Source organism: Agromyces marinus (genome assembly GCF_021442325.1).
Lineage (GTDB): Bacteria > Actinomycetota > Actinomycetes > Actinomycetales > Microbacteriaceae > Agromyces > Agromyces marinus.
This window is the reverse complement of the sequence record NZ_CP087879.1, coordinates 1,788,454-1,800,758: the sequence shown is the minus strand read 5'-3', so window position 1 is coordinate 1,800,758 and position 12,305 is coordinate 1,788,454. Positions and strand designations below refer to the sequence as shown.

Genomic DNA, 12,305 nt, shown 5'->3' with positions numbered 1-12,305 from the left:
GGACTATCAGACCAGACTTCTGCACTACCCTCGAACGGTGACCGATTCCGTCGATGTGCTGATCACGGCCGAGCGCATCCCGGCGTACGCCCATCCGGGCGACGCGGGTGCCGACCTCCACGCCTCCGAGTCCGTCCTCCTCGAGCCCGGTGAACGGGCGACCGTGGGCACGGGCGTCGCCATCGCGCTGCCCGACGGGTTCGTCGCCTTCGTCGTCCCGCGTTCCGGTCTGGCGTTCAGGCACGGCCTGACGATCGTCAACGCCCCGGGGACGGTCGACGCGGGCTACCGCGGCGAGATCAAGGTCGCACTGCTGAACACGGACGCCCGCGAGGCGTATCGCGTCGAGGAGGGCGACCGGATCGCCCAGCTCGTCGTGATGCCGGTCTCTCGCGCGCGGTTCGTCGAAGTCGAGAAGCTGCCCGGCAGCCTTCGCGGAGAAGGCGGATTCGGATCGACCGGGTTCGGGGCGAACCACCAAGGAGCACACGCGTGAGCGACATCGAGAACGTCGGCGACGTGCCGATCGACCACCCCAAGTCCGCGCCCGAGGACCGGGCCACCAACGGCCCGCTCGACGAGTCGGAGGCCAACCCGGTCCGCCCATACGTCGACCTCGGCGGCGTCAAGGTGCTGCCGCGCGACGGGCTCCACCTGCGCCTCGAGGTCGAGGAGAACACGAAGCGGGTCGTGGCGGTGGGCCTCGACTACGCCAAGTCGACGCTGCAGGTCCAGCCTTTCGCGGCCCCGCGATCCAGCGGCCTGTGGCACGAGATCCGCGACCAGATCGCCGACCAGATCGCGCGACAGGGCGGCACGACCCAGGTCCGTGAGGGAACGTTCGGTCCCGAACTGCTCGCGCAGATCCCGGTGACCACGGCCGAGGGGCAGGCGGGCCAGATGCGCCTGGCCCGGTTCATCGGCGTCGACGGCCCGCGCTGGTTCCTCCGTGGCGTGATCGCCGGCGAGGCTGCGGCAGACCCGGTCGCCGCCGCCAAGGTCGAGGACCTCTTCCGCTCGATCGTCGTCGTGCGCGGAAACACCCCCATGCCGCCGCGCGACCTGATCCCGCTGCGCATGCCGGCCTCGTCGACGGGTGGTCAGCCCGCGTGAGCCGGGACGATTCCGCGGACCTGGATCCGGCGGCGGGCACCGAAGCGGGCGACGAACCCGAAGCGGATGCCGCCGCGGGCGAGTTCGGCCGACAGATGGCGGCCGCCGCGGAGAAGTCCGGCCTCGGCCGGATCGCACGCGACGAGACGCTGACGCCATCCGACCTGATCGGCGCGCTCGGCGGCATCCGCGGACTCGCCGAGGCGATCCTGCCCGGCCTGGTCTTCCTGGTCGGGTTCACGTTCACGCGCGAACTGGTCTGGGCGCTCGGCGCATCCGTCGGGCTCGCCGTGCTGTTCACGGTCGCCAGGCTCGTCGCGCGAAGCCAGCCGACCCAGGCGATCGCGGGGCTCATCGGCGTCGGGGCGTCCGCCGCCCTGTCGCTCTGGACGGGACGCGCCGAGGACAACTACGTCATCGGCTTCTACACGAACGCCGTGTACGCCGTCGCCATCGTCGTCTCGCTGCTGGTGCGGTGGCCGCTGGTCGGACTGATCGTCGGCTTCCTGATGGGAGACGGCACCGCCTGGCGCGGCGAGCGGCGCAAGTATCGCGCGATGCAGCTGCTCACGTTCGTGTGGCTCGGCATGTTCGTCGCACGCCTCGCGGTGCAGGTGCCGTTCTACTTCGCGGGCAACGTCGAGGCGCTCGGCGCGACCCGGTTGCTCATGGGCGTTCCGCTGTATGCGCTGCTGCTCGTGTTCTCGTGGCTCGTCGTGCGCGTCGTGTACCCGGCGAAGCCTGCCGCCGAGTGATACAGTTATCTCGACATCAAGATAAATTCCGCGTCCCGGCGGAGCATGTCGGCAGGCGAGGCGCTTAGGTTACCCTTGCTGGAATCGCCCCCTGCTCGACAGAGAAGTTGGAAGCTCGCGCGCTCTGCGCGAGGCATCCGTGAAGGAGAGGACACCGTGTCTGCAGTGAACAGTTTCGGGGCGAAGGACACGCTCCAGGTCGGAGAGCAGGCCTACGAGATCTACCGGATCGACACGGTCGCCGGCTCCGAGAAGCTCCCGTTCAGCCTGAAGGTCCTCCTCGAGAACCTGCTCCGCACCGAGGATGGCGCGAACGTCACCAAGGAGCAGATCGAGGCGCTCGGCTCGTGGAACCCGGCGGCCGAGCCCGACACCGAGATCCAGTTCACCCCTGCGCGCGTGGTCATGCAGGACTTCACCGGCGTGCCCTGCATCGTCGACCTGGCCACCATGCGCGAGGCCGTCACGGCCCTCGGCGGCGACCCGAAGCGGATCAACCCGCTCTCGCCCGCCGAGATGGTCATCGACCACTCGGTCATCGCCGACCTGTTCGGCACCGAGAACGCGCTCGAGCGCAACGTCGAGATCGAGTACGAGCGCAACGGCGAGCGCTACCAGTTCCTCCGCTGGGGTCAGACCGCGTTCGACGACTTCAAGGTCGTCCCGCCCGGCACGGGCATCGTCCACCAGGTCAACATCGAGCACCTGGCCAAGGTCATCTACGACCGCCAGGTCGACGGCGTCCTTCGCGCCTACCCCGACACGTGCGTGGGAACCGACTCCCACACCACGATGGTCAACGGGCTCGGCGTCCTCGGCTGGGGCGTCGGCGGCATCGAGGCCGAGGCCGCGATGCTCGGCCAGCCCGTCTCGATGCTCATCCCGCGTGTCGTCGGCTTCAAGCTGAGCGGCGAGATCCCCGCAGGCGTCACCGCGACCGACGTCGTCCTCACGATCACCGACATGCTGCGCAAGCACGGAGTCGTCGGCAAGTTCGTCGAGTTCTACGGCGCCGGCGTCGCATCGGTGCCGCTCGCGAACCGCGCGACCATCGGCAACATGAGCCCCGAGTTCGGCTCGACCGCCGCGATCTTCCCCATCGACGACGTCACGCTCGACTACCTGCGCCTGACCGGTCGCGACGAGCAGGCCGTCGCCCTCGTCGAGCAGTACGCCAAGGCGCAGTCGCTCTGGCACGACGCTGCCAGCGAGCCCGAGTACAGCGAGTACCTCGAACTCGACCTGTCCACGGTCGTGCCCTCGATCGCCGGCCCGAAGCGTCCTCAGGACCGCATCCTGCTGTCCGAGGCCAAGGAGCAGTTCAACGCCGACCTCACCAACTACGCCGACGCCGACCACGACCTGGTCGACCTGACGATCTCCGAGTCGTTCCCGGCATCCGACCCGCCCGGGTTCACGCCCGAGGACGAGCACAACCACCACGAGCACCACCACCACTCGCACGCGCCGCACTCGGTCTCCAGGCCGACCGCGGTGACCACGGCCGACGGGGCCTCGTACACGCTGAACCACGGCTCGGTCGCGCTCGCGGCCATCACCTCGTGCACGAACACGTCGAACCCCTCGGTCATGATCGCAGCGGGCCTGCTCGCCAAGAAGGCGCTCGACAAGGGCCTGACGTCCAAGCCCTGGGTCAAGACCACCCTCGGCCCGGGCTCGAAGGTCGTCACCGACTACTACGAGAAGTCCGGTCTCGACAAGGCGCTCGAGGGCCTCGGCTTCTTCACCGTCGGGTACGGCTGCACGATCTGCATCGGCAACTCCGGGCCGCTCATCGAAGAGGTCTCCGCCGCCATCAACGAGAACGACCTCGCCGTCACGGCGGTGCTCTCGGGCAACCGCAACTTCGAGGGCCGGATCAGCCCCGATGTGAAGATGAACTACCTGGCATCGCCGCCCCTCGTGGTGGCGTACGCCCTCGCCGGCTCGATGAACTTCGACTTCGAGAAGGACCCGCTGGGCACGGGATCGGACGGCGCCGAGGTGTTCCTGCACGACATCTGGCCCGCGCCCGAAGAGGTCCAGGAGATCATCGACTCCTCGATCTCGCGCGAGCAGTTCATCAAGCAGTACGCGACCGTCTTCGACGGCGACGAGCGCTGGAAGAACCTGCCGACGCCGACCGGCCCGATCTTCGAGTGGGACGACGCCTCGACCTACGTGCGCAAGGCCCCGTACTTCGACGGCATGTCGATGGAGCTCACCCCGGTCTCCGACATCAGCGGCGCGCGGGTCATGGCGACGCTCGGCGACTCGGTCACGACCGACCACATCAGCCCCGCCGGCAACATCAAGGCCGGCACGCCCGCGGCCCAGTACCTCACCGAGCACGGCGTCGGGCAGCGCGACTTCAACTCCTACGGCTCGCGGCGCGGCAACCACGAGGTCATGATCCGCGGCACGTTCGCGAACATCCGGCTCAAGAACGAGCTCGTCGCCGCGGTCAACGACGGCCAGATCATCGAGGGCGGGTTCACGCGCGACTTCACGCAGGACGGCGGCCCGCAGTCGTTCATCTACGACGCGTGCACGAACTACCAGGCCCAGGGCACCCCGCTCGTCGTCTTCGGCGGCAAGGAGTACGGTTCCGGTTCGTCGCGCGACTGGGCGGCGAAGGGCACCAGCCTGCTCGGCGTCAGGGCGGTCATCACCGAGAGCTTCGAGCGGATCCACCGTTCGAACCTCATCGGCATGGGCGTCGTGCCCCTGCAGTTCCCGGCCGGCGAGAGCTGGAAGTCCATGGGACTCGACGGCACCGAGATCGTGTCGATCACGGGTCTCGAGCAGCTCAACGAGGGCGTCACGCCGAAGACCGTCCGGGTCGTCGCCGAGCCCAGCGAGTTCTCGGCGGAGGGCAAGCAGACGGTCGAGTTCGACGCGGTCGTCCGCATCGACACGCCTGGTGAGGCCGACTACTACCGCAACGGCGGAATCCTGCAGTACGTGCTGCGCAGCCTGGTCTGACCGCAGCGCACACGGTGGGGGCGGCGGGCTTCGGCTCGCCGCCCCCTCGGCCTGCCGGGGGTTCCCAGCCCGCCCGGCGTACACTCGAAACGTTCACGATGGGCGCATGGCGCCCGACACCCGGAGGCACGACGGATGACGCTGCTCGACACGATCCGCGGACCGCGGGACCTCGACAGGCTCTCGGAGGAGCAGGTCGTGGAGCTGGCCCGGGAGATCCGCGAGTTCCTCGTCGCGGACGTGTCCAAGACCGGCGGGCACCTCGGGCCGAACCTCGGTGTCGTCGAACTGACCATCGCCATCCACCGGGTGTTCGACTCGCCGCGCGACCCGATCATCTTCGACACGGGTCACCAGTCCTACGTCCACAAGCTCCTGACGGGGCGCCAGGACTTCTCCACCCTTCGCCAGACCGGCGGACTCGCAGGCTATCCGCAGCGATCCGAGTCCGAGCACGACGTGGTCGAGAGTTCTCATGCGTCGAGCTCGCTCTCCTGGGCGGACGGGATCTCGAAGGCGTTCGAGATGACGGGGCAGGGCGACCGGCACGTCGTGGCCGTCGTCGGAGACGGGGCGTTGACGGGCGGCATGACGTGGGAGGCGCTGAACAACATCTCCGACGACAACACCCGCAACCTCGTGGTGGTCGTCAACGACAACGGCAGGTCGTACGCCCCGACGATCGGCGGCATGGCTCGATTCCTCAACTCCGTGCGCACCAAGCAGTCGTACCGTTCGCTGCACCTGAAGAGCCGGAGCGCGTTCGATCGGCTCGGCTCGCCCGGACGTGCGATCTACCGCGGCGTGCGCGGGGGTCTGCACGGGTTCCTCAGCCGGGTCTCCGGGAACGAGGCGCTCTACTCGAACCTCGACATCAAGTACATCGGCCCGATCGACGGCCACGACGAGCGAGCGCTCGAGGAGGCGCTCCGTCAGGCGAAGGACTACGGCGCCCCGGTCATCGTGCACACGATCACCGAGAAGGGCCGGGGGTACGAGCCGGCACGTCGTGATGCCGCCGACCAGTTCCACGCCGTCGGCCAGATCGACCCGGAGACGGGCGAATCGCTCGAGATCGCATCGGCCCCGTCGTGGACGGGCGTCTTCGCCGACGAACTGGTGAGCCTGGCGGAGCGCGACGAGCGGATCGTGGGCATCACTGCGGCGATGCTCAGGCCGACGGGGCTGCACCGCATGGCGGAGCGGTTCCCCGAGCGGGTGTTCGACGTCGGCATCGCCGAGCAGCACGCGGTGACGAGCGCGGCCGGACTCGCGTTCGGCGGACTCCACCCGGTGGTCGCGGTCTATGCGACCTTCATGAACCGCGCGTTCGACCAGTTGCTCATGGACGTCGCCCTGCACGATGCGGGCGTCACCTTCGTGCTCGACCGGGCGGGCGTGACCGGACCGGACGGTCCGAGCCACCACGGCGTCTGGGACCTCTCCATCCTGCAGGTCGTCCCCGGGATCCGCATCGCTGCTCCTCGCGACTCCGTCCGCCTGGCGGAGGAGCTCGGGGAGGCGGTCGCGATCTCCGACGGCCCGACCGTGCTCCGCTTCCCCAAGGGCGCCGTCGGGACCGAGTACGACGCGGTTCGCCGACTCGACGACGGGGTCGACGTGCTCGTCGAGTCCGAGCGCCGCGACGTCCTGCTCGTCACGGTCGGCCCGATGGCGGGGATCGGGCTCGAGGTCGCTCGCCGGCTCGAGGCACAGGGGATCGGTGCCACCGTGGTGGACCCCCGCTGGGTCGTTCCCGTGCCGGAGAGCCTCGTGTCGCTCGCCGGCGACTACCGCATCGTGGTGAGCATCGAGGACGGCGTCCGCGTCGGCGGCATCGGGACGCGGATCCGCCAGGACCTCCGGGAGGCCGGGGTCGACACCGCGGTGACCGAGATCGGCCTGCCCGACGAGTTCCTCGACCACGGATCGCGCGGCGACATCCTCGAGCGGGTCGGCATGACCCCGCAGCACATCGCGCGGGACGTCACGGCGATGGTGCTCGGAAGCAAGCTGCCGCATGCTCGGAACGCCGGCGCACCCCTCTCGACCGACACCGGCGCGCACCCCCGCGTCTGACGAGGAGCGCTTCGCGCGAGCGCCCCGCTTCCCGGGACAGACGAACGGCCCCCGACATCGCGTCGGGGGCCGTTCGGCGTGCAGCGGGGGATCAGCCCTCGACGCCCTCGACCCGCGGGTCGTGGAAGGTGGCGCCGAAGACGCGCTCCGAGGCACCGACTCGGTCGAGGTACGGCGTCAGCCCGCCCATCTGGAACGGGAAGCCCGCGCCGAGGATCATGCAGAGGTCGATGTCCTCGGCTGCGGCGACGACCTCGCCGTCGAGCATGAGCCTGGTCTCGCGCGCCAGCCCGTCCTGGAGGCGGGTGAGGATCTCGTCGGGGCTCGACGGGTTCGTGCCGCCGGCCACGATCTTCAGGGCGCCCTTGTCGAAGCCCTTGACCTTGCCCTTGTCGTCCTTCTCGAGCAGCGTGCCGTGGTCGGCCAGCGCGTGCAGGTTCTCCGAACGGTAGAAGCGGTCGGGGAACGCCGCGTGGTGGGTGTCCAGCACGTGCGCGCCGACCTTGAGCCCGACGAGGTCGAGCAGCGCCGACGGCGACATCGGGAGGCCGAGCGGCGCCATGGCCTGGTCGACGGTCTCGAACGAGGTGCCCTCGTCGACCGCGCGCATCGCCTCGCCCAGGAGCACCGCGAGCAGGCGGTTGACCACGAAGCCGGGGGTGTCGGCCGTGATCACCGCGTTCTTCTTCAGCTTCGCGGCCGTCACCATGGCGGTCGAGAGCGTCGCGTCATCCGTCTTCGTGGTCTTCACGACCTCGATGAGCGGCATGACCGCGACGGGCGTGAAGAAGTGGAAGCCCACCACGCGCTCGGGGTTCGCGAGCTTCGCGCCGATCTGCTCGACCGAGAGCGAAGAGGTGTTCGTCGCGAGGACGGCCTCGGGCGAGACGATCTTCTCGATCTCGGCGAAGACGTCCTGCTTGATGGCGAGCTCCTCGAAGACGGCCTCGATGACCCAGTCGCAGTCGGCGAACTCGGCCTTGTCGGTCGTGCCGCGCACGAGTGCCTTGAGCCGGTTGGCCTCGTCGGACGAGATGCGGCCCTTGCCGTGCAGCGCGTCGATCTCGCCGGCGATGTACGCCACGCCCTTGTCGACGCGTTCCTGGTCGAGGTCGGTGATGATCACCGGGACCTGCAGCCGGCGCACGAAGAGCAGTGCGAACTGACTGGCCATGTACCCGGCACCGAGGACGCCGACCTTGGTGACCTTCTTCGCGAGCGCCTTGTCGGGCGCACCGGCCGGGCGCTTGGCGCGTTTCTGCACGAGGTTGAACGAGTACATCGAGGCATGGAACTGGTCGCCCGAGACGAGGTCGGCGAGCATCTCGTCCTCGCGCGCGAAGCCCTCCTCGCGTGTTCCCGACTTGGCGGCCTTGAGCAGGTCGAGGGCCGCGTACGGCGACTTCGGCACGGTGCCGATGCGGCTCTGCAGCATCTTCTTCGCGATGCCGATCGCGGCATCCCACTTGACGAGGCGCTCGACCTTGCCGGGCTCGTTCGGGCGCTTGACCTTCACACGACCGGAGATCACGTCGTCGGCCCAGCGGATCGAGTCCTCGAGGTAGTTCACCGACGGGAACATCACGTCGGCGATGCCGAGCTCGAGCACGTCGGGCGCCTTGATGGTCCGGTTCTGCTTGAGCGGGTTCTCGACGACGATCTTCAGCGCGTTCTCGATGCCGATGAGGTTCGGCAGGAGGGTCGCGCCGCCCCAGCCGGGGATCATGCCGAGGAAGACCTCGGGCAGCGCGAGTGCCGGCAGCGACGCGTCGACCGTGCGGTAGTCGGCGTGCAGGCCGATCTCGACGCCGCCGCCGAGGGCGAGTCCGTTGATGAACGCGAACGACGGCACGCCCACGCTCGCGAGCTTGCCGAGTGCGTGGTGGCCGAGCTGGGCGATGCGCAGGGCGGCTTCGCGGCTGGGCAGCAGCGACACCTTCGAGAGATCGGCGCCCGCGGCGAGGATGAAGGGCTTGCCCGTCACCGCCACCGCGTGGATCTCGCCCGCGGCGGCCCTCGCCGTGAGCGCGTCGAGCGTCGCGGCGTACTCGAGCAGCGTGTTGGGGCCGAGGGTGTTCGGTCGCGTGTGGTCGCGCCCGTTGTCGAGCGTGACGAGCGCGAGCGTGCGGCCGTCGGAGAGCGGGACGTCGCGCACGTAGGAGTGCGTGACGACCTCGTCGTCGAACATGCCCGCGAGTTCGGTGAAATCGATCTTCGTGTAGTCGGTCATCGTCGCTTCCTCAGGCCTTCTTCGCAGCCTTGCGCGAGTAGTTCGGGTTCTCCCAGATCATCGTGCCGCCCTGGCCGAGGCCGACGCACATGGTCGTGAGGCCGTAGCGCACGTCGGGGCGCTCGGCGAACTGGCTCGCGAGCTGGTTCATCAGTCGCACGCCCGACGAGGCCAGCGGGTGGCCGACCGCGATCGCCCCGCCCCACGGGTTCACGCGGGGGTCGTCGTCTTCGATGCCGTAGTGGTCGAGGAGCGACAGCACCTGAACGGCGAACGCCTCGTTGACCTCGAGCAGGCCGATGTCGTCCATCGTCAGGCCGGCGATGCGCAGCGACTTCTCGGTCGCCGGCACCGGGCCGATGCCCATGATGGCCGGGTCGACGCCCGCGAAGGCGTAGCTGACGAGCTTCATCTTCACGTTCAGGCCGAACTCCTTCGCGGCGTCGCCGCTGGCGAGGAGCGCCGCGGTCGCGCCGTCGTTCAGGCCCGAGGCGTTGCCCGCGGTCACGCGGCCGTGCGGACGGAACGGGGTCTTGAGGCCTGCGAGGCCCTCCATCGTCGTCTCGGGGCGCATGACCTCGTCGCGGGTCGCGAGCCCCCAGCCCTCACCGCTGCGGATCGCGACCGGGACCAGGTCCTGCTGGATCTTGCCCGCCTCGTATGCGGCAGCCGTCTTCTGCTGGCTGCCGAGGGCGTACCGGTCGGCGCGCTCCTTGGTCAGGTGCGGGAAGCGGTCGTGGATGCGCTCGGCGGTCGCACCCATGACGAGGGCGTCCTCGGAGACCATCTTCTCGGCCACGAAGCGCGGGTTGGGGTCGACGCCCGAGCCCATCGGGTGGTGGCCCATGTGCTCGACGCCGCCGCCGATCGCGAGGCGGTACTGGCCGTACCCGATGGATCCGGCGAGCATCGCAACGGAGGTCATGGCGCCCGCGCACATGCGGTCGATCGCGAACCCGGGGACCGATTTCGGCAGGCCCGCGAGGATCGCGGCGCTCCGGCCGATCGTGAGTCCCTGGTCGCCCGTCTGCGTCGTGGCCGCGATGGCCACGTCGTCGATCTGGTCCTTCGGCGCGTTCGGGTTGCGCTCGAGGAGTCCGACGATCGCCTTCACCACCAGGTCGTCGGCCCGGGTGTTCCAGTACATTCCCTTGTCGCCGGCCTTGCCGAAGGGGGTACGGACCCCATCGACGAACACGACGTCAGCTCGTTCAGCCACGCTGCAGCTCCCTTTCGAATGGAGGATTCCCCGATCCTAGGAACGCCGCTCGCGACCCCCGGAATCGGTTGCCGGTTCCTACGAATGCTCGTGCGCGGCGTCTTCGAGCGATTGTGTCGCCTGTACAAACGCCACGGCGATTCTCTGTGAGGTTGCCTCAACCTGCCACGCCCGTGCCCCGAGATCGAGGAGCGCCTGCCCGATCGCGTCGGGCCCGTCCTCCTCCGGCGGAGTCCACGCGAGCCGGCGCAGGTGGTCGGGCGTGAGCAGGTTCTCGACCGGCATGCCCAACGCCTCGGCCGCCTCGACGACCGAGGCCTTCGCGAGGCGCAGTCGCGCGTCGGCCTCCGGATTGCGCGCAGCCCACGCGCGTGGCGGCGGAGGAGCATCGCTCGGCACCCGCGTCGCGGGCGGATCGGCCGTCCGCGCGGCTTCGATGGCCGCCCACCAGCGATCGAGTTCGGTGCGGCTCGCGCGGCCGTTGAACGCCTTGAGGTCCGCGAGTGCGCGCTTGGACTCGGGCAGCGCCTTCGCGACCGCGAGCAGCGACGCATCGGGCACGAGGCGTCCGGGCGCGACATCCGTCTCGGCCGCCAGGGCGTCGCGCGCCTGCCAGAGCGCACGCGCGACGGAGAGGTTGCGGGGCGAACGCAGGGCGTGGATGCCGCTCAGGCGCCGCCACGGCTCTGCCGCGGGAGGCTTGGCCTCACGGTGCACGGTCGCCTCGAACTCCTGTCGGGCGATCTCGGCCTTGCCCGCCTCGTCGAGGCGTTCCGCAAGCCGGTCGCGCACGTCGACGAGGAGCTCGACGTCGAGTGCGGCGTACTTCAACCACGACTGGGGCAGTGGCCGCGTCGACCAGTCGGCCGCGGAGTGCTCCTTCGCCAGGCGGATGCCGAGCAGTTCCTCGACCACGGTCGCGAGCCCGACGCGCGGCATCCCGAGCAGGCGAGCCGCGAGTTCCGTGTCGAAGATCCCGACCGGGTCGAGCCCGACCTCGCGCAGGCACGCGAGGTCCTGGCTCGCCGCGTGCAGGACCCATTCCTCGTCGCGGATCGCGTCGTGGAGGCTCGTGAAGTCGTCGATTCCGGTGGGGTCGAACAGGAACGTGCCGGCCTCGCGCCGGAACACCTGGATCAGGTAGGCGCGCTGCGAGTACCGGAACCCGCTCGCCCGCTCCGCGTCGACGGCGACCGGGCCGACGCCGCCCGCGAGCGCCGCGACGGCATCGTCGTAGGCGTTGCGGGAGTCGATCACGTGGAAAACGTCAGCCACGTCTCCTCCTCCGAGTGGGAAGGGCCGTCACCCCCTCCGAGCCAGGAGGCAGGCCGGCCAGCATGCACAGCAGTTCACTCCACCCTTCCACATGCGGTGCGATCGCGGCGTCGAGCGGGGTCCATGATGCGCGGAGCTCGAGCTCGGCCCCGTCGCCCTGCCGCGCGAGTTCGCCGTATCCCGTCGAGAGGATCTTGGTCACCGTTCCCGACGCCGCCACGTACGCGGCGCCGTGGGAGTCGAGCGCATCGGTGAGCCAGGACCACGCCACGTCCGCGAGGAACGGGTCGATGCCGATGTCGGTCTCGAGCGGCGCCTGGGCGAAGCAGACGACGCGGAACCGCCCGCCCCAGGGCTCGGGCTCGTCGGGGTCGTAGAGGAGGATGAATCGCCCGGTCCCGAGGTCGGAGTCCTCGGCATGGCGGCCGGGCGCGAGATCGGCCGCGAGCGCGACGGACCAGGGCGCCAGTGAAGCGGGCGCGCTGATCTCCGACACGCGCAGTTCGGAGCGCGGGGTCGCGGCTCGCAGCGACTCGAGTGCTGCGGCGAACTCTGGGGGAGGAGGGGGCGCCGAGTCGGACACGTTCGCAGACTAGAGTCTCGGTCACGGGGGCCGGCGGCGGCGCGCCGCACGAGGGCGCCCTCGACG

Annotated in this window: 9 protein-coding genes; 5 read left to right on the top strand and 4 right to left on the bottom strand. The window is 69.7% G+C overall.

Annotation, left to right across the window (positions count from 1 at the left end; translation table 11 throughout):
• Window positions 1–37: 37 nt before the first annotated feature.
• From dut to dxs, 5 genes are all read left to right on the top strand, one after another.
• Window positions 38–496, top strand: a complete 459-nt coding sequence (dut, locus tag DSM26151_RS08415) for a dUTP diphosphatase (RefSeq protein ID WP_234659131.1) — start codon at window positions 38–40, stop codon at window positions 494–496.
• A complete protein-coding gene (locus DSM26151_RS08410; RefSeq protein ID WP_234659130.1) occupies window positions 493–1,113 on the top strand; it encodes a DUF3710 domain-containing protein in 621 nt (206 codons plus the stop codon). The genes dut and DSM26151_RS08410 overlap by 4 nt, the downstream gene beginning before the upstream one ends.
• Window positions 1,110–1,868, top strand: coding sequence for a DUF3159 domain-containing protein (locus tag DSM26151_RS08405; RefSeq protein ID WP_234659129.1), 759 nt, complete (start codon window positions 1,110–1,112; stop codon window positions 1,866–1,868). The genes DSM26151_RS08410 and DSM26151_RS08405 overlap by 4 nt, the downstream gene beginning before the upstream one ends.
• Before the next feature lie 156 nt (window positions 1,869–2,024).
• Complete coding sequence (locus DSM26151_RS08400) at window positions 2,025–4,853, top strand: aconitate hydratase (protein ID WP_234659128.1); 2,829 nt, start codon at window positions 2,025–2,027, stop codon at window positions 4,851–4,853.
• Between the two features lie 135 nt (window positions 4,854–4,988).
• Window positions 4,989–6,932: a 1-deoxy-D-xylulose-5-phosphate synthase gene (gene dxs / locus DSM26151_RS08395; protein ID WP_234659127.1), complete on the top strand. Its 1,944-nt coding sequence runs from the start codon at window positions 4,989–4,991 to the stop codon at window positions 6,930–6,932.
• Between the two features lie 91 nt (window positions 6,933–7,023).
• Here the strand turns inward: dxs and DSM26151_RS08390 are convergent, their stop codons facing one another.
• The 4 genes from DSM26151_RS08390 to DSM26151_RS08375 form a co-directional block, all read right to left on the bottom strand.
• Window positions 7,024–9,162: a 3-hydroxyacyl-CoA dehydrogenase NAD-binding domain-containing protein gene (locus DSM26151_RS08390; protein WP_234659126.1), complete on the bottom strand. Its 2,139-nt coding sequence runs from the start codon at window positions 9,160–9,162 to the stop codon at window positions 7,024–7,026.
• Between the two features lie 10 nt (window positions 9,163–9,172).
• Complete coding sequence (locus tag DSM26151_RS08385; protein WP_234659125.1) at window positions 9,173–10,381, bottom strand: thiolase family protein; 1,209 nt, start codon at window positions 10,379–10,381, stop codon at window positions 9,173–9,175.
• Between the two features lie 78 nt (window positions 10,382–10,459).
• Window positions 10,460–11,656, bottom strand: a complete 1,197-nt coding sequence (locus DSM26151_RS08380) for a ribonuclease D (RefSeq protein WP_234659124.1) — start codon at window positions 11,654–11,656, stop codon at window positions 10,460–10,462.
• Window positions 11,649–12,239, bottom strand: a complete 591-nt coding sequence (locus tag DSM26151_RS08375; protein WP_234659123.1) for a DUF3000 domain-containing protein — start codon at window positions 12,237–12,239, stop codon at window positions 11,649–11,651. Before DSM26151_RS08375 ends, DSM26151_RS08380 begins: the two co-directional genes overlap by 8 nt.
• Window positions 12,240–12,305 lie beyond the last annotated feature (66 nt).